The following is a 20,542-nucleotide window of genomic DNA, read 5'->3' as shown; positions in this document are numbered from 1 at the left end:
TGGCATGGTCACCATCACCGTCGCGGGCATCGCCCAGCACTTCCACCCTGCCGAGCGGGGAACGGTTCGACTCGAGATCCGCCGCGAGTCTCTCTCGCGAACCGAATCGCTCGCCAAGGTCACCTCGCTGCACGCGAGGGTGCGACGGGAGGCAGCGGCCGAGCAGGCTTCGGGAGTCGCGACGTGGTGGTCGTCCGATCAGATCTCCGTTTCGACGGTCCGCCGGTACCTCAAGGACTCCGATGTCACGCAGCTGTTTCACGTGGCTGCTGCCGGCGTGCGAGTGAAGTACCGCGATTTCGCGGCGCTCGGTCGCTGGGTCGGATCGATCTCGGAGGTGCCGGGGATCCAGGTCTCTGGTGTCGACTGGGACGTCACCGCCGTCCGACGCACGAGCATCGAACGTGATGTTCGCGTCGCCGCGGTGCGCGATGCTCGGGAGAGGGCGGAGGCCTACGCCGCCGCCCTCGGATTCTCGGATGTGCGCGTGTTGACGCTCTTCGAGCCAGGACTGCGCCCGCACACGCGCATCGAAGGCGGCTCGGCGATGATGAGCCGCGCCGCGGCGTTCAGCGCGTCGGAGGAGCCGCTCGCCCTCAAGCCAGAGGACATCGAGGTCACGGCCTCGGTCTCGGCTGACTTCGAAGTGCTCTGAGATCGAGCCGGGGGTGCCGCAGAGTCGCGGCACCCCCGGAACCGTAACGATCGCCTCCGGCATGACGTCTTCCTCCGCTCCCGGCGAGCAGGGTGCTCGCGTTGCACACACCATACGAGTATTGAGCAGTTCTCGTGCGCCGTGACGCGGATCAGCGGTCATCCCGCGCCACGACGCGGAATATCCGCTACCGCTATGGCGCTGCAGAAGGCATGGTTTCGCGCATCGGCTTCCTCTCCTTCGGCCACTACCAGTCGGTGCAGGGGTCAATGACGCATACCGCCGCCGACGTCCTCCTGCAGACGATCGAACTCGCCGAGGCTGCCGAGGAGATCGGGCTCGACGGCGCCTACGTGCGTGTGCACCACTTCGCGCCGCAGCTGGCCTCGCCCTTCCCACTGCTCGCGGCCATCGCCGCCCGAACCCGTCGCATCGAGATCGGCACCGGCGTCATCGACATGCGCTACGAAAACCCGCTTTATATGGCGGAGGAGGCGGCCGCGACCGATCTGATCTCGGGCGGCAGACTCGAACTCGGGGTGAGCCGAGGGTCACCCGAGACCGCGCTGCGCGGTTCTGAGGCGTTCGGCTTTGTCCCGCCCGAGGGCATGACCGATACCGATCTTGCCCGGCATAAGGTGCAATTGTTTCGGGAGGCTCTCGTCGGCGCTCCCGTCGCGCAGTCCGACCCTGCGATGACCCGCCAGTCGATTCCGCTCGCGATTGAGCCGCGCTCGCCCGGTCTCGAGAATCGCATCTGGTGGGGCGCGGGCAGTTTCGAGACTGCGCGCTGGGCAGCGCAGCAGGGTATGAACCTGCAGTCGTCGACCCTGCTTCTCGAGGAGGAGGGCATCCCCTTCGACGAACTCCAGGCGCGCCAGATTCGCGAGTATCGCTCGGCCTGGGCGGAGGCAGGCTGGGAGCGCACGCCCCGCGTCTCCGTCTCGCGCAGCGTCCTCCCCATCACGAGCGACCTCGACCGCTTCTACTTCGGCGGTCGCGACGAGCAAGACCAGGTCGCCTCCCTCGAGGGTGTCCGTGCCCGCTTCGGCCGCAGCTACACGGGCGAGCCGGATGCGATCGCGGCGGAACTCGCCGCCGATGTCGCGGTGCAGGAGGCGGACACGCTGCTGCTGACGGTCCCCAACCAGTTGGGCGTTGCTTATTGCACAACACTTCTTGAGACGGTCGCGCGTCATGTCGCCCCGGCGTTGGGCTGGCGATAACCCTCAGGGACACAGAAGCTGACAGCACGAGTGACGGGCAGGTCGACAAGGCAATTGCTCGTCGGAGCGGCCACCGTTGCCCGTGAACTTGAGCAGCAGGAGAGGAGCGGAAGAGGCTGGGCAGCGCTGACGCAGAACGTTGCCAGGCAGCGAACCGTCCCCAGATTGTCCCTGCCGGCCCCCGCAACAACCCGGAAAGCACGAATCCCCCCGCCTCTCCAATAAGGAGAGACGAGGGGATCTGATCGTGTGTCCGAGGGGGGACTTGAACCCCCACGCCCTATACGGGCACTAGCACCTCAAGCTAGCGCGTCTGCCATTTCCGCCACCCGGACAAGTGTCGCTTCTGACCTGCGTTTCCGCGGCCGAAGAAGACTTTAGCACGGTTCCGCAGGCTTCCCCGCCATCGCGATGACCGGCCGAGAACCGCGCCCGCCGACGCATTCCGGCCCGGCGACGGACCGGCCCGGGTACCGTTGCTCGTATGTCAGACAGCGCAGATCCGACCGACGCCAGCCTCGACGAGACCACCGTGATCGCGCGAGATCTGATCCGCTTCGACACCAGCAACTACGGCGACGGCAAGGCCGAGCCGGAGCGGGAGGCCGCCGAATACGTCGCCGCGAAGCTGCGTGATCTCGGCCTCGAGCCCGAGCTGATCGACTCCGACCCGGGGCGTACGAGCGTGGTCGCTCGGGTTGCGGGGGAGGACCGCGAGCGTGGGGCCCTCGTCGTGCACGGGCACCTCGACGTAGTGCCGGCCATCGCAGACGCGTGGAGCGTCGATCCGTTCGGCGGCGTCGTCAAAGACGGCATGCTCTGGGGCCGCGGCGCAGTCGACATGAAGAACATGGATGCGATGATCCTCGCGTCCCTCGGTGACATCCTCCGCGAGGGCCGCCGTCCCTCCCGCGACCTCGTCGTGGCCTTCTTCGCCGACGAGGAGGCGGGTGGCGTGCGCGGCTCCGCCCACGTCGTCCGCACCCGGCCCGAGCTTTTCGCCGGCGCGACCGAGGCGATCAGCGAGGTCGGTGGTTACTCGGTCGAACTCGCGGGGAAACGGGCCTATCTCGTGCAGACGGGTGAGAAGGCCCTGATGTGGCTGACACTGCGCGCCCACGGCACTGCTGGCCACGGGTCGCAGATCAATCCGGAAAACGCTGTCACTCGCCTCGCGGAGGCCATTGCCCGCATTGGCAGTGAGACGTGGCCCACCCGGCTGACCGACACAACGCGGGCGCTGCTGAGTGAAGTGGCGCGCCTGCTCGGCTACGACCCGCAGCGCAGTACTCCGGAGGAGCTTGCCCTCGCGACCGGTACCGCCTCCCGCTTCGTCGCAGCGACGCTGCAGACGACGGCGAATCCGTCGATGCTCTCGGCCGGCTACAAAGCGAACGTCATCCCAGGGACTGCCGAGGCGACCATCGACGTCCGCGTGCTTCCCGGAGAGGAGGACGCCGTGCTGGAGCGCTTGAGAGTTCTCGCGGGCGAGCATGTCGAGATCCTGGTGCAGCACCGCGACATCGGTCTGGAGGTCCCCTTCGCTGGCCCACTCGTCGAGAGCATGGCTGCCTCGCTGCGGCGCTTCGACCCGGACGCCGAGGTCCTCCCGTACCTTCTCTCGGGGGGCACCGACAATAAAGCCCTCTCGACCCTGGGGATCACCGGATACGGTTTCGCGCCACTCCAATTACCGCCGTCGTTGGACTTCCCGGCGCTGTTCCACGGAGTCGACGAGCGCGTCCCACTCGACGCACTAGTCTTTGGCAGGAAGGTCCTGACCGATCTGCTGCTGCGATCCTGAGGCTGCCACGACAACGAGGCCGCTCCTGAGGGTGCGGCGATCGGATGGTCAGTGCCGACCGACACCGACCGCCTGCTGGCCGACGACGCCCCAGCCCTCCTCGAAAGTGACGCATGGGCCTGATCGACGCGCTGATCCTGGGACTCGTTCAGGGTCTGACCGAATTCCTCCCCATTTCCTCCAGCGCCCACCTTCGAATCGTCAGCGAATTGCTGCCCGGTCTGGGCGGGCGTGACACGGGAGCCGCGTTCACTGCGATCACCCAACTGGGGACTGAGACCGCGGTCATTATCTATTTTTGGCGCGACATCGTGCGGATTGTGTCGAGCTGGGCCCGATCGCTCGTCGGCCGCGTCCCGCGCTCTGATCCGAACGCACGCATGGGCTGGCTGATCATCCTCGGCAGCCTCCCGATCATCGTGCTCGGTCTCGTGTTCCAGGATGCGATCGAGACGACTCTGCGCTCGCTCTGGGTCGTGGCTACCACTCTCATCGTCTTCGGCATTTTGCTGGGTGTCGCCGATGCGGTCGGAGCGAAGAAGCGCCGCTTGCGCGACCTAGGCATGCGCGACGGCCTGATCTTCGGAGGCGCACAGGCGCTGGCCCTCATCCCGGGCGTCTCGCGCTCGGGAGGCACCATCACCGCCGGCCTTTTCCTCGGCTACGAGCGCAAGGCTGCGGCTCGCTACTCCTTCCTCCTCGCAATTCCGGCGGTATTCGGTAGCGGCCTCTACCAGCTGTATAAGAGCATTAGCGACCCGGAGATTCTTCCCAACCAGGTCCAGGTCGGTGGACTCGAGACTCTGGTCGCCACGATTGTGGCGTTCGTCGTCGGATTCGTCGTTATCGCGTTCTTCATGAGCTACATCTCGCGTCGCAGCTTCCTCCCGTTCGTCATTTACCGCATCGTGCTCGGGGTCGTCCTGATGGTCGCGCTCGGCACGGGCCTCATCGCCGCCTAAATGCGCGCCTGGATCGCCGCCGAGATTCCGGCGCTACCTGGCCGAGGGCGCGCCCCGCGTCTGCACGACACTGCGACCGCGGCTCCCATCGAACTCGACGCACCGAGCGGAGTCGCGAGCCTGTACGTCTGCGGCATCACGCCCTACGACGCGACCCACCTCGGCCACGCCGCCACCTATCTCGCATTCGACATCGTGCAGCGCGTCTGGCTCGATGCGGGGTACGCCCTCGAGTACGCGCAGAACGTCACCGACGTGGACGACCCGCTCCTCGAACGTGCCACCGCAATGCGCGTCGACTGGCGCGATCTGGCGGAGGAGCAGGTGGAGCTGTTCCGTGGCGACATGGCGGCCCTGCGCATCCTGCCGCCGAAGTACTACGTGGGGGTCACCGAGACGGTGGCGCCGATCGCGGAGGCGGTGGCCCGGCTCGAGCGGGAGGGAGTCGCCTATCGCGTCCCCGCTTCCGATGCCGCAGTTGATGGAGCGAGCGACCTCTACTACGACATCGCCGCAGGGGAGAGCCCGGTTTGGCACCTCGGCAGCGAGAGCGGTCTCGGTCTGGAGTCGATGTCCCGTTTCTTCGCCGAGCGTGGAGGGGATCCGGAGCGGGCAGGCAAGCGGGATCCTCTCGATCCACTGCTCTGGCGTGCTGAGCGCGCTGGCGAGCCGGCCTGGGACGCCGAGGTCGGTCGTGGCCGACCGGGCTGGCACATCGAATGCTCGGTGATCGCGCTCGACTGCCTGGGAGTGGAGTTCACGCTTCAGGGCGGAGGCAGCGACTTGGTATTTCCGCACCACGAGTTCAGCGCCGCCCACGCCTCCTCGCTCTCGGGGCGACCGCTTGCCCGCGCCTACGCGCACGCTGGGATGGTGGCCTACCAGGGTGAAAAGATGAGCAAGTCGTTGGGCAATCTGGTGCTGGTCTCGCGGCTCCGCGGCGAGGGGGTCGACCCGCGGGCGATCCGCCTCGCATTGCTCGCCCACCACTACCGGTCAGACTGGGAGTGGCTGCCCGAGGACCTGCCGATTGCCGAGGCACGCCTGGCCCGCTGGGAGGCGGCGCTCACAGCCGTGGGACCACGCTCCGCTCTCGAGGTTCTGGCTCAGCTCCGCGAGGTGCTTGCCGACGATCTGAATACTCCGGCGGCGTTGTCGGTGGTGGACGCAGCGCTGGTCGAGGGTGTGGACGTCCCCGCGCTCCTCCGCGATGCTCTGGATGCTCTGCTCGGCGTCCGTCCAGCCTGAGCTGCCCGTGAGGGAACCCTCATACGTCGAGGGAGCCTAATAGATGGCGCCCTCGACGTTCCAGCGCTCCCTCACGAAGGGGGTGCCAGGGTCACGGGCGCCAGGGCTCGTCGCCCGAACGGCCGTCGCCCCGACGGCGGAGGTAACGCTCGAACTCCTGCGCGATGGCCTCGCCACTCGCTTCAGGCGAGTCCACCGTGTCGCGCGCCTGCTCGAGCTGCGCGATGTACGCCGCCATCTCCTCGTCGTCGGAGGCGAGCGCGTCGATCCCGCGCTCCCATTCCTCGGCCTCCTCGACCAGGTCGCCGCGGGGAATCGCGAGGCCGACGACCTCCTCGAGCTTTTCGAGCAGCGCCAGCATCGCCTTGGGCGAGGGTGCATTGTGCACGTAGTGCGGCACGGAGGCCCAGATCGAGACAGCCGGGATGCCCACCTTTTGCGCCGCTTCACCGATCACGCTGAGGATGCCGACGGGCCCCTCGTAGCTCGACCGCTCAAGTTCGAAGGTGCTGCGTAGCTCCGCGTTCTCGCTGGAGGCAAAGATCGAGATCGGACGAGTGTGCGGCACATCGGCGAGCATCGCGCCGAGGAACACCACCGCTGAAATGTCGATGGCGAGCATGGCGTCCACGACCTCAGCCGCGAAGCTCTTCCAGCTCCGCGAGGGTTCGGTGCCGATCATCAGGTAGAGCGCGCTCTCGGCGTCGACCGAGGTCTCGGCCGGTCCGAAGATCTGCGTGCCTGGCCACGACAGGCTGCGTCGGCCGTCCTCGCCGATCGAGAGCATCGGACGCGTGTACTGGAAGTCGTAGTACTGCTCGGCGTCGACCGCGAAGAGGGGCACGAACTCCCCGGCGTCCTTGACCAGGCGCAGGGCTCCGCTCGCGGCGTCACCAGCGTCGTTCCAGCCCTCGAAGGCCACGACCAGGACGTTCCCCGTGATCACGTTCATAGGCAGTGTCTCCGCGTTCGGTTCGATGTCCGGAGAGAGCACAGTGCGCCTGCCCCGTCTGTCCAGGATAGGACCCGCCATGGCAGCACCTGTCCGGTCGGCAGGATTGCGGACGCGGTTCTCTCAGGGCTCGCATCGCATTCGCAGCGCCCGGCTTCTCGGAGGCCTGCCGGTACCATGGTCGCTCGTGACCTCCGAGACCCCCGCCCGGCCGCTGACCATCGACCAGCGTCGAGAGACGCCCTCCGCCGCGCTCCCGGCTGCCGTCCTGTGGGACATGGACGGCACGCTGGTCGACACCGAGCCCTATTGGATGGCGTCCGAGCGTGCGCTCGTCGCCACTTTCGACGGCGTGTGGACGCACGAGGACGCGATGGGCCTCGTGGGCGCGAGTCTGCCGAACGCTGCCCGCATCCTGCAGGGCAAGGGCGTCGACCTGCCCGTCGATGCGATTATCGACAGGATGACCGACGAGGTCATTGCGCGCCTCGCCGACGACATCCCGTGGCGTCCCGGTGCTGTCGAACTCCTGGAGGCCGCGCGCGACGCCGCCGTGCCCCAGGCCCTTGTCACCATGTCGATGGGACGGATGGCCGCGGCGGTCATCGCGCGCCTGCCGGTCCCCGCATTCGCCACGGTCGTCAGTGGCGACATGGTCGAGCGCGGCAAGCCTGATCCGGAGGCGTACCTCCTCGCCGCGAGCATGCTCGGTGTCGAGATCGCTGCCTGCGTCGCGATCGAGGATTCCTATGCCGGCTTGGGCGCGGCTGTCGCCTCCGGTGCCGCGGTCATCGGAGTTCCGCACCAGCTCGAACTCGATCCTGCGGCTCCCTACGCCCTCTGGCCCACCCTCGTCGGCCGCACCGTCGCGGATCTCGCCTCGGTATCCGCCGAACATCGCCAGACCGGCCGGGTCACGATCGGAACACAGGCCCGCCCATGAGTGGCGAGGCCCTGCAGCATTCTGGCCCTTTCCGCGCAGGCGACCGCGTCCAGCTCACGGGTCCAAAGGGGCGGATGAACACCATCACACTCGTCCCCGGCAGTGTCTTCCACACTCATCGAGGAGGCATCGAGCACGACACCGTGATCGGCCTGCCCGATGGTTCCGTGGTCACCAACACGGTGGGCGTTGAACACCTGGCGTTGCGCCCTCTCCTCGCCGACTTCGTGATGTCGATGCCGCGCGGTGCGGCGATTGTCTATCCGAAGGACGCGGCGCAGATCCTGGCCCTGGCCGACGTGTTCCCGGGTGCTCGGGTGGTCGAAGCGGGTGTCGGCTCCGGTGCCCTTTCGCTGTGGCTGCTGCGGGCCGTCGGCCCCGCCGGCCGGCTCTCGTCGTTCGAGCGGAGGGAGGAGTTCGCCGAAGTGGCGCGAGCGAACGTCGAGACCTTCCTCGGCTACACCCCCGACAATTGGACCGTTACCGTCGGCGATCTCGTGGAGGCACTTCCCGATGCCGTCCCGGCAGGCAGGGCCGACCGCGTCGTCCTCGACATGCTCGCGCCGTGGGAGTGCCTCGACGCCGCCGCCGAAGCACTCACGCCCGGGGGAGTTCTGCTCTGCTATGTCGCCACTGTGACGCAGCTCTCTCGGGTGGCGGAGGCAATCCGCGCCTCCGGCCTGTTCACCAACCCCGCCTCGAACGAGACGATGGTGCGCGGCTGGCACGTCGAGGGCCTCGCTGTACGCCCCGATCACCGGATGATCGGCCACACCGGCTTCCTCATTACCGCCCGCCGCCTGGCTCCGGACACCGTTCTCCCCGAGCTGAAGCGTCGTCCCTCCAAGACCGATTTCAGCGACGAGGACGTCGAAGCGTGGACGCCCGGTGCCCTCGGCGAGCGTGCCGTCAGCCCCAAAAGCCTGCGTAAGCGGGTGCGCGAGTCGGCAGCCAGTGCCGAGCTCTCGCGCGCCAGGGGCTTCGGCGAGGACGAGGCTGCCGCTCGCGACGACGCCAAGGGCATCCTCTAAGCTGTTCCCGGCCTCAGGGCCGTCCGCCCCCGGGCGTCACCACTCCACTCCCGTCGAATCGAGGACTCGTGCGCAGGACTACGGCGCTCATCGCCAGCATCGGCATCGTCGCCGCCCTCACCGGATGCTCCGCGTCCACCTCGCCGGCCGATTGCAAGGCTCCTTTCTCCTCCGGGGACTCCTCGTCGGCAATCGGCGCGGTCGGCGACTTCGGTGTCAAGCCGGACGTGTCGGTCCCCACTCCGCTCAAGGCGAAGGGCACCCAGGTGAGCACGCTGATCCAGGGCTCGGGCACCCCGCTCGAGAAGGGCCAGCTGGTCACGATCGACTACACGCTTGTCAACGGTGCTGACGGCACCGTCCTCGAGACCTCGCCCTATGACGGATCGAGCCCTGCGCGATTCGGTGTCGGTGGTGCTGGCCTGGTCGGTCTCAACGAGGGCCTGCTCTGTACACAGGTCGGCTCACGGGTGGCGATCGCCATCGCACCGGAGGACGGCTTTGGTAGCTCCTCGGCACAGCTCGGCATCTCGCCGGACGACACCCTCGTGGTCGTGGCCGATGTGCGCTCAGCTTCGCTCGCTCGCGCGGATGGCGCAGCGCAACCAACGCCCGATGGCGTCCCCACCGTCACGCTCGGCGACGACGGTCGACCCGGGCTCGCGAAGCCCTCCGGCGATGCTCCGACCGATTTGCGCATCGCCCAGCTCAAGAAGGGCGATGGCGAAGTGATTGCGGAGGGCGATCAGGTCGTCGTGGCATACACCGGCTGGAAGTGGAGTGATGGGAAGGTGTTCGATTCCAGTTGGGAGAAGGGCGCCCCCACTGTCTTCACCGCTGCTGACGGATCCACCACCCGGGGCGGCGTCATCCCCGGATTCGCGAAGGCGCTGATCGGTCAGCCTGTCGGCTCCCAGGTCATCGCGGTCATCCCGCCGGACCAGGGCTACGGCGACCAGGGCTCACCCCAGGGCGGGATCCCGGGCGGCGCGACCCTCGTCTTCGTCGCCGACATCCTCGGAAAGGCCTGACCCGGCGCGGCCCTAGACTGGAGTGCGTGCCTGCCGACGCCCCGTCCTCACGCCGCGTCCCGGCTGAGGAGCGTCTATTTAATCTCGTGCTCGCTCTCGTCGCGGCCGAGCACGGGCTGACTAAGACCGATGTCCTCTCGACGGTCCAGGGCTACCGTCAGCGGTCGGGCCGGGAAGACCGGGCCTCGCTAGAGCGCCAATTCGAGCGCGACAAGGACGACCTGCGCGAGCTTGGCATCCCGATCGAGACCGTGGATGCCCCTGGCGATCCCGGCAACACGCAGACCGTGCGCTACCGCATCGCGAAGCGGAGCTACGACCTCCCCGCCGACCTCACGTTCGATCCGGAGGAGCTCGCGCTGCTCCGCCTCGCTGGGGCGGTCTGGCGAGAGGGCACGCTCTCTGCGGAGTCTCGACGCGCGCTGATCAAGCTCCGCTCGATGGGGGTCGAGTCCATCGACCCGGTCATCGGGATCAGCCCGTCGATACGAGTCCGGGAGGCGTCGTTCGAGCCGCTGAACGCCGCTCTCGATCGCGGACAGGTCGTGCGCTTCCCCTATCTCAAGCCCGGAGGCGAGGAGCCGCGCGTTCGGACCGTCCAGCCGCGCGCACTCGTCAATCACCAGGGCCGCTGGCACCTGCACGGCTGGGACGAGGCGGCCGAGGGTACCCGGACATTCCTCCTCTCGCGCATTGTCGGACCAGTTGCGGCGACCGGGCGGGCAGCCCCGGCCATCGACGGTGACCACGCTGTGATCGCGCTCGCTCAGCTCGACGAGATCCTCGAACGCACCAGCGCGCTGCTGAGGGTCGCTGCCGATTCCGACGCCGCGCTGCGCCTCGGCGGACGCGCGGAGGCCACGGGCGAGGGTCAGGACACTCTCCGTCTGCACTACACCGACGCCGACGTGCTTGCCGACGAGCTCGCCGGCTACGGGCCGGAAGTGCGTGTCGTCGAGCCGGCCGAGTTGCGCCGTCGCGTGCGCGACCGGCTCCGTCGCATCCTCGCCGATCACGGAGGTGGCGTCAGTGGCTAGGCCGCGCTCGCTGCAGGCCCGCGACCGCCTCGCCGTGCTGCTCTCGCTCGTCCCCTACCTCCTCGACCGCGGGCGCGTCTCAGTGAGCGAGGTCGCCGAGCACTTCGAGATTCCGGAGGAGGAGGTGCGGCGCGCTGTCCGCCTCATTGCCGTCTCCGGCATCCCGGGCGAGACCGCGCAGTACCAGGCGAACGACCTCTTCGACATCAGCTGGGACGATTTCGAGGAAAACGATCACATCGTCCTGACTCAGCAGGTCGCGATCGACGAATCGCCTCGGTTCTCGGCGCGGGAGGCGGCGGCCCTGATCGCCGGAATGCAGTACCTCGCAGCCCTGCCCGAGAACCAGGGCAACGACCGAATTGTTTCGCTGATGGGCAAGCTGTCGCGGGGCGCGTCCAGCGCCCCGAGCGCGGTCGCTGTCTCCCGCGGTATCGGAGCGGATAGCTCGGTGGCCCTCCTGCGTACCGCCATGGCTTCGGCGACACAGGTTGCCTTTGACTACCGCAGCGCGCGAGGCGAGACGGAATCACGCCTCGTTGACCCCTTCGTCCTCGAGTCCGTGGACCGCGACTGGTATCTGCGCGGCTGGGACCACCTTCGCGAGGGGGTGCGGACGTTCCGGGTCGACCGGATGCGCTCGCTCCGGGACACCGGGAGTCCGATCGTGCGTCGACGTCACGAGGTCACGCTGTCGGAGAGGTTGTTCGAGGCCTCGGCAACCGACCTCGTCGTCGAACTGCGAGTGGCGCCGAGCGCCGTCGTTTTGCTGGGCGACTACGCGGCTGACGCCGAGTTTCCCGAGTCGACCGCGGGGGAGGAGGATCGTGGTGTCCTCGTGCGCCTTCGAGTCGCGCACCTGCAGGGTCTTACCCGGCTGGTCGCCTCCCTCCCCGGTTTGGTGACTGTCGTTGCACCCACGGAGGCGCGGGCCGCGGTGGCCGAGTGGGCACGAGCCGCACTGGTCGCGGACGATGAGGAGCAGTCATGACGTGGTGGTCGTGGATCGTGATCTGGCTGGGTCTGGTGCTCGGTGCGGTCGCCATGCTCGTCCTCTTCGCGGTCTCCTACTGGCGTAGGGGAACGGCCCTGCTCGGACAGATTTCTGAGGTGACCGAGATGCTGGAAGCGCTGAGTCCGGGGAGCACCGACCCTGCACCGCCGCGGTCGGCATCGTCTCTGTTCGTCGATCGCGACGTAGTCCGGCGAATTCATGAAGTCCGGCGCGACTCCCGGCGCGACAGGATCGATGGTCGCCGGTCAGCAAGGGTCGAACGGGGTAAGCTCCTGGTACACCGCAACCGACAAACGAAGTGAGTCTGCAATGTTCGCTGGCCTCCAGGGGTGGCACCTCCTCATCATCCTCGCCGTGATCCTCCTCCTGTTCGGTGCGCCCAAGCTCCCGCAGCTTGCCCGCAGTGTCGGGCAGTCGATGCGGATCTTCAAGAGCGAGGTCAAGACCATGAAGGACGAGGACGGCACCGAGCGCCCTGCGTCGGCCGACGGTACGACCGGCACCGTTCCTGGCACAACGGGGACGACCACCGGCACCGGTTCGACTTCCGGCACCGGTTCGACCACGCCGCCTGAGTCCCCGCTCAAGTAATGACGTCTGTGGCATCAAAGAAGCCACGGACGAAGCGGTCGAAGAATCCCGATGGGCGCATGTCGCTCGGGTCTCATCTGATCGAACTTCGCAACAGGCTTTTTAAGTCGGCGATCGCGATTGTTATCGCGTGTATCGCTGGCTGGTTCGTCTCGGAGTGGGTCTTCGAGTCATTGAAAGCACCTATTTCCGAGGTCGCCGCCAGCCAGGGTAAGGATGCGATCCTCAACTTTCCGACGATCGCCGGTGCCTTTGACCTGCGCCTGCAAATCGCGCTGACCGTCGGCCTCGTACTCGCCAGTCCTGTCTGGCTTTACCAGATTTGGGCATTCCTCGTGCCCGGGCTCACTCGCAAAGAGATGAAGTACGGCCTCGGATTCATTCTGACGGCGATTCCGCTGTTTTTTGCGGGCTGCGCGGCCGGTTGGTTCGTCTTCCCGCACATCGTCGAGCTGCTGACGAGTTTTACGGGGAGTGATGCGGCGAGCTTCCTCGACGCCAAGATCTACTACGAGTTCGTGCTCAAGCTCGTCCTGGTCGTCGGCATCGCCTTCGTGCTGCCGGTTTTCTTGGTGCTGCTCAACTTCCTCGGCGTCCTGTCCGGGATGCTGATCCTCAAGTCCTGGCGCCTCGCGATTATGGCTATCGTGCTATTTACAGCGGTGGCCACTCCGGCTGCCGACCCGATCTCGATGTTCCTGCTGGCGATCCCGATCATCTTCCTGTTCTTCCTCGCCTGCGGGATCGCAATCCTGCATGATCGGCGTGTCGCCAAGCGTCAGCTGGTGTTCGACGGCAGCCCCTCCGACCTGCCCGCGTGACCGATCTGTCGCCCGCGGAACGCTTCGCAGCGTTCCGCACCCGTCAGGGCCATGCGAGGGTAGAGGCGTTTCGCTCGACTCTCGCATTCGACCTTGATCCCTTCCAGTACGAGGCGTGCAGCGCTCTCGATGACGGCCGCAGTGTCCTCGTTGCAGCCCCGACGGGCGCAGGAAAGACGGCCGTTGCCGAGTACGCGATTCACCTGGCACTGCAGGATCCGACGGCGAAGGTCTTTTACACGACGCCGATGAAGGCGCTCAGCAACCAGAAGTTCCAGGAGTTCGTAGGGGCCTACGGAGCATCCGAGGTCGGGCTACTTACGGGCGACTCGAACGTCAACGCTCGGGCCCGGGTCGTCGTGATGACGACCGAGGTATTGCGCAACATGCTCTACGCCGACTCCGATCTACTGCGCGATCTCGCCTATGTGGTGATGGATGAGGTGCACTACCTCGCCGACCGCTTCCGTGGCGCCGTGTGGGAGGAGGTCATCATTCACCTTCCGCAACGGGTGCGGCTGGTCTCGCTGAGTGCGACGGTGTCAAACGCCGAGGAGTTCGGTGACTGGCTCCAGACGGTACGCGGCGAGACCGAGGTGGTCGTCTCGGAGGAGCGGCCCGTCCCACTCGATCAACATGTGCTCGTCGGCGGCAAGCTGGTCGACCTCTTCGATTCGTCCGGTCGCGCCGCCACAAACCGCGTGAATCCCGAGCTCGCCCGAATGGCGCAGGGGGGCTCCCGCGTCGAGCGCGGCGCGCGCGGCGGCCGTGCTGGTGGTCGCGGCGGGCGTGGACGCTACCCCGAGGCGCGGACAGAGGACCTCGTTCTGCGTTCGGACGTCGTCGACATCCTTCGAGGAAAGAACCTTCTCCCGGCCATCTTCTTCGTCTTCAGCCGCGCGGGCTGCGATCAGGCCGTCCGCCAGGTACTCCGTTCGGGCGTACGGCTGACGGAACGACACGAGCGTGATGAAATCCGCGCCATCGTCGAGGAACGCTGCCGGACGATCCGCGACGAGGACCTTGCCGTCCTTGGCTACTGGGAGTGGCTCGATGGCCTTCAACGAGGCGTCGCCGCCCACCACGCGGGCATGCTTCCCGCGTTCAAGGAAGTGGTCGAGGAGTTGTTCCTCCGTCGGCTGGTTCGCGTGGTCTTCGCCACTGAGACTCTCGCGCTGGGCATCAACATGCCGGCCCGTACCGTCGTGCTCGAGAAGCTCGAGAAGTTCAACGGCGAGGCCCGCGTGCCGATCACGCCGGGGGAGTACACGCAGCTGACCGGCCGGGCAGGGCGGCGCGGTATCGACGTCGAGGGCCACTCCGTGATCCAGTGGCGCGGAGGGATGGACCCGCAGGCCGTCGCCTCACTCGCGTCCCGTCGTACCTACCCGTTGAATTCGAGCTTCCGGCCCAGCTACAACATGGCGGCGAACCTGATCGAGCAGTTCGGCCGCGCGCACACGCGCGAGATCCTCGAGTCGTCCTTCGCGCAGTTCCAGGCCGACCGCTCCGTTGTCGATCTCGCGCGCAGGGTCCGGCAGCAGGAGGAGTCGCTTGAGGGCTACGTCACCGCTCTGCAGTGCCACCTCGGCGACTTCGAACAGTACGCCGCGATTAGACGAGAAATCGGCGACCTTGAGCGCCGGGGAGCGGTGCGGGGCGAATCGGCCTCGCACTCCGAGCGCGAGAAGCGCCAGGCACAGCTGACGAGTCTCCGTCGACGGATGAAGGCGCACCCGTGCCACGCGTGCTCCGATCGGGAGGAGCACGCTCGCTGGGCTGAGCGCTGGTGGAAGCTGCGACGCGAGACCGACGAGATCGAGCGTCAGATCCGCTCGCGCACTGGAGCGGTCGCCCGCCTCTTCGACCGCATCACCGACGTACTGATCGAGCTGGGGTACTTCCGGCGCGATGACGTCGGCGAGTTCTCGCTGACGCCGAACGGGCGGACCCTGCGCCGGATCTACGGCGAGCGTGACCTGCTGGTTGCCGAGTGCCTCCGCAAGCAGGCCTGGACGGAACTCGACCCGGCAGGCCTCGCCGCAATGGCCTGCTGCCTCGTCTTCGAGCCGCGCCGTGAAGAGGGGACGCTCGGCGAGCAATTCCTCCCTCGCGGAACATTCCCCGAGGCGCTCGAGAAGACGCAGCTGCTCTGGGCCCGCCTCGACGACGTGGAGCGCGAGCACCGGCTGCCGGGCAGCAACCCGATCTCGACCAGTCTCGCGCTCGCGATGAACATGTGGGCGAAGGGTATGCCGCTCGATACTGTGCTGCGCGAGTCCGACATGGCTGCCGGTGACTTCGTGCGCTGGGCCAAGCAGACCATCGACCTGCTCGACCAGCTCTCGGTGGTCGCCGAGGGCAAGGTCGGTCGGGCCGCCAGGACGGCGCTCGATCTGGTGCGCCGTGGCATCGTCGCGTACTCGACGGTCGCATGAGGCCGCTCCCTCCTCCATCCAGCGGGCGGACAGTTCCGTTGTGGGTTGCGCTGCCCCTCGCCGCGTTCGGTGGTGCCATGCTCGACCGCGGTTTCCCTGACTCCGACGTTTGGCCGCTCGCGATTGTCGGCGCCGCGACGATCCTGTTCGCCCTCGCCGGGCGTGGTTTGTGGAGTGGCGCCCTCGTCGGCTTGGTCGGCGGCGGTGTCTTCTGGGCTATGCACATTTCGTGGCTGACCCTCTATCTCGGCCCCGTTCCGTGGGCGGCTCTCGCGGGTCTCCAGGCGATCTTTTTCTCGCTCTCGGCGGGACTCATGGCCGTTGTCTCCACGCGGGGCCACCGGGTCTGGACAGGCCCGCTCGGCCGAATGGTCGGCATCCCCGCCCTGCTTGCTGCACTGTGGATCGGGCGCGAGACGATCACGAACGTCTGGCCCTATGGCGGCTTCGCCTGGGGCCGGCTGGCGATCTCACAATCGCTGAGTCCGCTCGCGGGCCTCGCGGCCTGGATCGGTTTCGCCGGCCTCGGCTTCGTGGTCGCATTCCTGGCTGCCGTGCTGGCGCAGGCCGTGCGCGATGTCTCGGTGCCCGCCTCCGCCCGGGTGAGCGCGGTCGCCGGCTTTGCCGTTGCCGCGCTGGTGTTCCCGGCCTGGCCGGCGCCGACGGAGGGAACGACGCGCATCGCAGCTGTGCAGGGCGACTCCGACGCCGGGTTGTTTTCGCAGAGCTATCGGGGCCAGATTCTCGAGGACCACACCTCGGCGACCCTACCGATCCTCAATCAGTCCGTCGACATGGTGGTGTGGCCCGAGAACGGCGTTGACATCGACCCCACGAAGAACGCCCAGTCGGCCGCTGTGCTCGATTACCTCAGCCGCAGCATGAACGTGCCATTCATCGTCGGCACAATCACGAACCCCTCCGACGATGTCTTTTACAACAGCTCGTTGCTCTGGAAGGCAGGGGAGGGGGCGACCCAGGTCTACGACAAGGTGCACCCCGTGCCCTTCGCCGAGTACATGCCGGATCGGGCCTTCTGGCGCATGTTCGCTCCGGACCTCGTCGACCTCGTCAGCCGCGACTACTCGATGGGGACGCGGCCGAACGTCTTCGACGTGAACGGCGTGCTTGCCGGTATCGCAATCTGCTTCGATATCTCGGACGATTCCCTGACGAACGCGATGGTCGACGAGGGAGCGCAGGTCATCCTCGGGCAGACCAACAACGCCGACTTCGGTCGGACAGACGAGAGTGTTCAGCAGCTAGCGATTGCGCGTCTCAAGGCCATCGAAACCGGACGCAGCGTCGTCAACATCTCGACCGTCGGGACCAGTGCGATCATCGGGCCGGACGGTTCGACAATCGACTCCCTGACCTGGTTTGAGCCCGGCGCCATGGTGGACGACGTTCCCCTTGCCTCCACCATGACCCCGGCGCTGGAGTGGGCGCGAAACCTAGGCTGGTACTTCTTTGCGGCCGGTCTTGTCGGAGCGATCTCGTTCGTCCTCAGGACTCGCGAGCCGCAACGTCATCCCCGCTGACCGAGGCGGGAATCGGAGATCCCTGCAACGAGTACGAGGCTGCCCCGCTCGCAGAGGAGAGGGGAGTGGAAATGACGAAGGCCCCCTGAGTCGATAGGAGTCCTTCGACTCGCATCTTCCCGGAGGCCTTCTCATCGTCACCTGTCAGCGACGACCTGGAGAGCGGCGCTAGGCGCCAATCTTGTGCTCGCCGCGACGGGCGCGAAGATAGGCGAGTCGCTCTTCGAGCAGCTCCTCCAATTCGGCGCGCGTCCGGCGCTCGAGCAGCATGTCCCAGTGGGTTCGGGGCGCTTTCTGTTCTCCTTTATCCACCACGACCGGCTTCGAATCCACCATCAGAGTGGCCTCGTGACCGCAGGAGCGGCACTCCCAGGTCTCCGGTGCTTCCGCGTCGGCCGAGAACACCATGTCGGTGTCGTGGCCGCAGTCGGGGCAGTGGTATTCGTAGGTCGATCGCGGGGAGAAGACGACGCCTTCTTCGCTCTGCAGGCTCTGTGATCCGAGCCGCATTCCTCGCAAGCTTCGATCTGCCATTGTGGTCTCCTCTCGCCGTGCTTCCCCAGTGTCAACGTCGTACCTGAAGGTGGTCTTCCTGTCCTGGCGTTTGCCAGAGAATCCTCAGGTCGGGGGCACTTTTCGGCGGTCCGAGGAAGACTTTTCTCAGTCGCGCCGAGCCGCGACTGCGGCGGCCTACGCGACGTTTCCTCGGCCTGTCCTGCGGCCGTCGCTACCTGGTCGAAAAACGCCGCCACCCGCTCCGGAACAATCATGACTCGGTAGCGAATATCGCGATTCAGTGGAGGATTTCGCAGCCGAACGCATGCACGCGCCGCAGAATGGCGAGCATCAGATGTGCGGCGCCGGGGGAGTGGGCGCGGAATCCTGCGGACGGACGCTCGGTGCGCCCTGGCTCCGCTGGCCGAGAGCGCCGCCGATGCCCTTGAGTGCCTCTGTCAGCTCGCTCGGGATCAGCCACAGCTTGTTCGCGCTGCCCTCGGCGATTTTCGGGAGTGTCTGAAGATACTGGTAGGCCAGGAGTTCACTATCAGGTCGACCCTCATGGATCGCCTGGAAGACCGTGGTGATGGCCTTCGCCTCACCCTCGGCACGCAGGACCGCAGCCTTTGCCTGTCCCTCCGCGGCGAGGATCGCTGCCTGGCGTTGTCCCTCCGCATTCAGGATCTGCGACTGCTTGGTCCCCTCCGCGGTGAGGATCACGGCGCGACGATCGCGTTCGGCGCGCATCTGCTTCTCCATCGAATCTTGGATGGACAGCGGCGGGTCGATCGCCTTGAGCTCGACGCGTCCGACACGGATGCCCCACTTGCCAGTGGCCTCATCGAGCACGATGCGCAGCTGACCATTGATGTTGTCGCGCGACGTCAGCGCTTCTTCGAGGTTCAGGCCGCCGACGACGTTGCGGAGGGTCGTCGTGGTCAACTGTTCGACGGCCCCGAGGTAGTTCGCGATTTCATAGGTCGCAGCGCGAGCATCCGTTACTTGGAAGTAGACGACAGTGTCGATCGAGACGACCAGATTGTCTTCGGTGATGACGGGCTGGGGCGGAAAGGAGACGACCTGCTCGCGCAAATCGATCAAGGGGCGAACGCGGTCGACGAACGGCACGACCAAGTTCAGGCCGGGCAGGAGTGTCTTGTGGTACTTCCCGAGGCGCTCAACGACTCCGGCTGTCGCCTGCGGAATGATGCGGATCGCCCGGAAGAGAACGACTAAGACGAGGACGACGATAATCGCGACGATGATCAGCGGCACGAGTGCGGACGGTGTCACGTGGTGCTCCTTTCGGCGGGGACGACGACCGCGGTCGCGCCCTCGATGGCGGTGACGACGACTCTCTCGCCGACGCTGAGAATGCGGTTCTCGACGAGTGGGGAGAGACGGACGGTCCACGTCTCGCCATTGGCAAGCTTCACCTGACCAGGTCCGGGGCCGGCGAGCACGACGCTGCCGGTGAGACCGAGGAGCGCATCCGCTCCGCTTGGCGTGGGATCGCCACCACGCTTCAGGAGGCGAAGCAGTGATGGTCGGACCGTGAACAGCAGCAGGACCGCGGCGACCGCGGCGACCGGTACCTGGATCCAGAACGGTGCACCGAGGACGCCACTCACAAGGCCACCGACACTGCCCACGGCGAGCATCAGGAATGTGAACTCGAGCGTAAATACCTCGACGATGACGAAGATCAGAATGAGCGCGAGCCAAACGACCCACGCGTAGTGGGTGAGAGTGTCCATGCTGAGTGCTCCTTTGCTTCGCCGAGCGCTTCCACGGTAACAAAGCCCCCCGAATGAGGGCTGGGAGGACCAAGGCGGGACGCCGGACGACGCGGGCGGCACGGGGCGGTTGCTAGACTCTCCCGTCGGGCTGCGGCCCGACACCGTGCCCGATCCGGCTCAGCGCCGGTATCCTGGAGGAGATTCCTCGTGTCCAACCCCCTCGCTCCCGGCTCGCTCAATGGCAAGCGTGTCCTCGTCACCGGATCATCCCGAGGTATCGGCGCCGACACGGTCCGCTACTTTGCCGAGGCCGGTGCCCGCGTTGTCGTCAATTACCGCTCGAAGGCACCGCGGGCCGACAAGCTCGTTGCCCAGATCATCGAGGCGGGCGGAACCGCGATCGCCGTCGGCGCTGACCTCACGGAGACGGCGTCTCGGTCTGAGATGTTCTCCCGCATTGAGCAGGAGTACGGCGGACTCGACGTGCTCGTTCTGAATGCCTCGGGTGGCATGGAGAGCAATAGGGGAGCGGATTACGCGATGGCCCTCAACCGCGATTCCCAGGTTGCGACGCTGGACGCGGCGCTGCCGCTGCTCCGCGAGGGCTCGCGCGTCGTCTTCGTGACGAGTCATCAGGCCCACTTCATCCGTTCGACGCCGACCATGCCCGAGTACGAGCCGGTCGCCCGTTCTAAGCGCGCCGGTGAAGATGCCCTGCGCGAGCGGATCGGCGAATTGGCCGAGCGTGGAATCGAGTTCGTCGTCGTCTCGGGCGACATGATCGAGGGCACCATCACGGCAACGCTGCTCGAGCGCGCGAATCCAGGCGCAATCAGTTCACGTCGTGAATCGGCCGGAAAGCTCTACAATGTGCAGGAGTTCGCGGCCGAGGTCGCTCTGGCGGCGGTCGAACCGATCCCGGCCGAGAACACTCGTCTGGTCGGAGACATTTCCGACTTCGCCTGAGTGCTCGTCGCCCCGTCATGCTGTTCAACCGCGGTGGGGTGACG

General features: G+C 66.7%; 20 protein-coding genes and 1 tRNA gene. 16 read left to right on the top strand and 5 right to left on the bottom strand.

All coding sequences use genetic code 11. The features are described from left to right. Positions 1 to 4 precede the first annotated feature (4 nt). Both B0H03_RS03810 and B0H03_RS03805 read left to right on the top strand, forming a co-directional pair. Complete coding sequence (locus B0H03_RS03810) at positions 5 to 655, top strand: SIMPL domain-containing protein (protein ID WP_104264830.1); 651 nt, start codon at positions 5 to 7, stop codon at positions 653 to 655. Between the two features lie 212 nt (positions 656 to 867). Further along, the gene (locus B0H03_RS03805) at positions 868 to 1,881 is read left to right on the top strand and encodes an LLM class flavin-dependent oxidoreductase (RefSeq protein ID WP_104264829.1); all 1,014 of its coding nucleotides are present in this window, start codon (positions 868 to 870) and stop codon (positions 1,879 to 1,881) included. Between the two features lie 250 nt (positions 1,882 to 2,131). On the opposite strand, the gene B0H03_RS03800 is transcribed toward B0H03_RS03805, so the two are convergent. Beyond that, positions 2,132 to 2,216, bottom strand: a tRNA-Leu gene (locus tag B0H03_RS03800). 149 nt (positions 2,217 to 2,365) lie between these two features. Between B0H03_RS03800 and B0H03_RS03795 the strand changes: the two genes are divergently transcribed. The 3 genes from B0H03_RS03795 to mshC all read left to right on the top strand — a co-directional run bounded on the left by B0H03_RS03795 (position 2,366) and on the right by mshC (position 5,895). Further along, on the top strand, positions 2,366 to 3,685 hold the full coding sequence (locus tag B0H03_RS03795) for a M20/M25/M40 family metallo-hydrolase (protein ID WP_104264828.1): 1,320 nt from the start codon (positions 2,366 to 2,368) through the stop codon (positions 3,683 to 3,685). Positions 3,686 to 3,798: 113 nt separating this feature from the next. After that, positions 3,799 to 4,647: an undecaprenyl-diphosphate phosphatase gene (locus B0H03_RS03790; RefSeq protein ID WP_104264827.1), complete on the top strand. Its 849-nt coding sequence runs from the start codon at positions 3,799 to 3,801 to the stop codon at positions 4,645 to 4,647. Beyond that, positions 4,648 to 5,895 (top strand): cysteine--1-D-myo-inosityl 2-amino-2-deoxy-alpha-D-glucopyranoside ligase, encoded by a 1,248-nt coding sequence (gene mshC, locus B0H03_RS03785; protein ID WP_104264826.1) that lies wholly within the window; start codon positions 4,648 to 4,650, stop codon positions 5,893 to 5,895. It begins immediately after the preceding gene. 91 nt (positions 5,896 to 5,986) lie between these two features. Here mshC and B0H03_RS03780 read toward each other — a convergent pair whose 3' ends face one another. Next, a complete protein-coding gene (locus tag B0H03_RS03780) occupies positions 5,987 to 6,847 on the bottom strand; it encodes a proteasome assembly chaperone family protein (RefSeq protein WP_104264825.1) in 861 nt (286 codons plus the stop codon). 220 nt (positions 6,848 to 7,067) lie between these two features. On the opposite strand from B0H03_RS03780, the gene B0H03_RS03775 reads away from it, so the two are divergent. The 10 genes from B0H03_RS03775 to lnt all read left to right on the top strand — a co-directional run bounded on the left by B0H03_RS03775 (position 7,068) and on the right by lnt (position 17,295). Further along, the gene (locus tag B0H03_RS03775; RefSeq protein WP_419956909.1) at positions 7,068 to 7,790 is read left to right on the top strand and encodes an HAD family hydrolase; all 723 of its coding nucleotides are present in this window, start codon (positions 7,068 to 7,070) and stop codon (positions 7,788 to 7,790) included. Next, positions 7,787 to 8,821 carry a tRNA (adenine-N1)-methyltransferase gene (locus tag B0H03_RS03770; protein WP_104264824.1) on the top strand — a complete coding sequence of 345 codons (1,035 nt, stop codon included), beginning with the start codon at positions 7,787 to 7,789 and terminating at the stop codon, positions 8,819 to 8,821. Before B0H03_RS03775 ends, B0H03_RS03770 begins: the two co-directional genes overlap by 4 nt. A 68-nt stretch (positions 8,822 to 8,889) precedes the next feature. Further along, positions 8,890 to 9,852, top strand: coding sequence for an FKBP-type peptidyl-prolyl cis-trans isomerase (locus B0H03_RS03765; RefSeq protein ID WP_104264823.1), 963 nt, complete (start codon positions 8,890 to 8,892; stop codon positions 9,850 to 9,852). A gap of 26 nt (positions 9,853 to 9,878) precedes the next feature. Beyond that, a complete protein-coding gene (locus tag B0H03_RS03760) occupies positions 9,879 to 10,889 on the top strand; it encodes a helix-turn-helix transcriptional regulator (RefSeq protein ID WP_104264822.1) in 1,011 nt (336 codons plus the stop codon). Beyond that, positions 10,882 to 11,880 carry a helix-turn-helix transcriptional regulator gene (locus B0H03_RS03755; protein ID WP_241560385.1) on the top strand — a complete coding sequence of 333 codons (999 nt, stop codon included), beginning with the start codon at positions 10,882 to 10,884 and terminating at the stop codon, positions 11,878 to 11,880. The genes B0H03_RS03760 and B0H03_RS03755 overlap by 8 nt, the downstream gene beginning before the upstream one ends. After that, complete coding sequence (locus tag B0H03_RS03750; RefSeq protein WP_104264821.1) at positions 11,877 to 12,206, top strand: hypothetical protein; 330 nt, start codon at positions 11,877 to 11,879, stop codon at positions 12,204 to 12,206. The genes B0H03_RS03755 and B0H03_RS03750 overlap by 4 nt, the downstream gene beginning before the upstream one ends. A gap of 7 nt (positions 12,207 to 12,213) precedes the next feature. After that, positions 12,214 to 12,495: a Sec-independent protein translocase subunit TatA gene (gene tatA, locus B0H03_RS03745; protein ID WP_104264820.1), complete on the top strand. Its 282-nt coding sequence runs from the start codon at positions 12,214 to 12,216 to the stop codon at positions 12,493 to 12,495. Between the two features lie 59 nt (positions 12,496 to 12,554). Beyond that, entirely contained in the window at positions 12,555 to 13,316 is a 762-nt protein-coding gene (gene tatC / locus B0H03_RS03740; RefSeq protein WP_104264819.1) for a twin-arginine translocase subunit TatC, read from the top strand. Beyond that, positions 13,313 to 15,754 carry a DEAD/DEAH box helicase gene (locus B0H03_RS03735; RefSeq protein ID WP_104264818.1) on the top strand — a complete coding sequence of 814 codons (2,442 nt, stop codon included), beginning with the start codon at positions 13,313 to 13,315 and terminating at the stop codon, positions 15,752 to 15,754. Before tatC ends, B0H03_RS03735 begins: the two co-directional genes overlap by 4 nt. A 77-nt stretch (positions 15,755 to 15,831) precedes the next feature. Next, positions 15,832 to 17,295: an apolipoprotein N-acyltransferase gene (gene lnt / locus B0H03_RS03730; RefSeq protein ID WP_160487316.1), complete on the top strand. Its 1,464-nt coding sequence runs from the start codon at positions 15,832 to 15,834 to the stop codon at positions 17,293 to 17,295. Positions 17,296 to 17,463: 168 nt separating this feature from the next. On the opposite strand, the gene B0H03_RS03725 is transcribed toward lnt, so the two are convergent. The 3 genes from B0H03_RS03725 to B0H03_RS03715 all read right to left on the bottom strand — a co-directional run bounded on the left by B0H03_RS03725 (position 17,464) and on the right by B0H03_RS03715 (position 19,550). After that, positions 17,464 to 17,829, bottom strand: coding sequence for an RNA polymerase-binding protein RbpA (locus B0H03_RS03725; RefSeq protein WP_104264816.1), 366 nt, complete (start codon positions 17,827 to 17,829; stop codon positions 17,464 to 17,466). Positions 17,830 to 18,141: 312 nt separating this feature from the next. Next, entirely contained in the window at positions 18,142 to 19,086 is a 945-nt protein-coding gene (locus B0H03_RS03720) for an SPFH domain-containing protein (protein ID WP_104264815.1), read from the bottom strand. Beyond that, positions 19,083 to 19,550, bottom strand: a complete 468-nt coding sequence (locus B0H03_RS03715; RefSeq protein ID WP_104264814.1) for an NfeD family protein — start codon at positions 19,548 to 19,550, stop codon at positions 19,083 to 19,085. Before B0H03_RS03715 ends, B0H03_RS03720 begins: the two co-directional genes overlap by 4 nt. Positions 19,551 to 19,739: 189 nt before the next feature. On the opposite strand from B0H03_RS03715, the gene B0H03_RS03710 reads away from it, so the two are divergent. Continuing rightward, positions 19,740 to 20,498: an SDR family oxidoreductase gene (locus tag B0H03_RS03710; protein WP_104264813.1), complete on the top strand. Its 759-nt coding sequence runs from the start codon at positions 19,740 to 19,742 to the stop codon at positions 20,496 to 20,498. Positions 20,499 to 20,542: the final 44 nt, after the last annotated feature.

It is taken from the genome of Rathayibacter iranicus NCPPB 2253 = VKM Ac-1602, from assembly GCF_003149025.1.
Taxonomy (GTDB): Bacteria; Actinomycetota; Actinomycetes; order Actinomycetales; family Microbacteriaceae; genus Rathayibacter; species Rathayibacter iranicus.
Note: the sequence above shows the minus strand (reverse complement) of the source record. Positions and strands in the feature narration are given on the sequence as shown.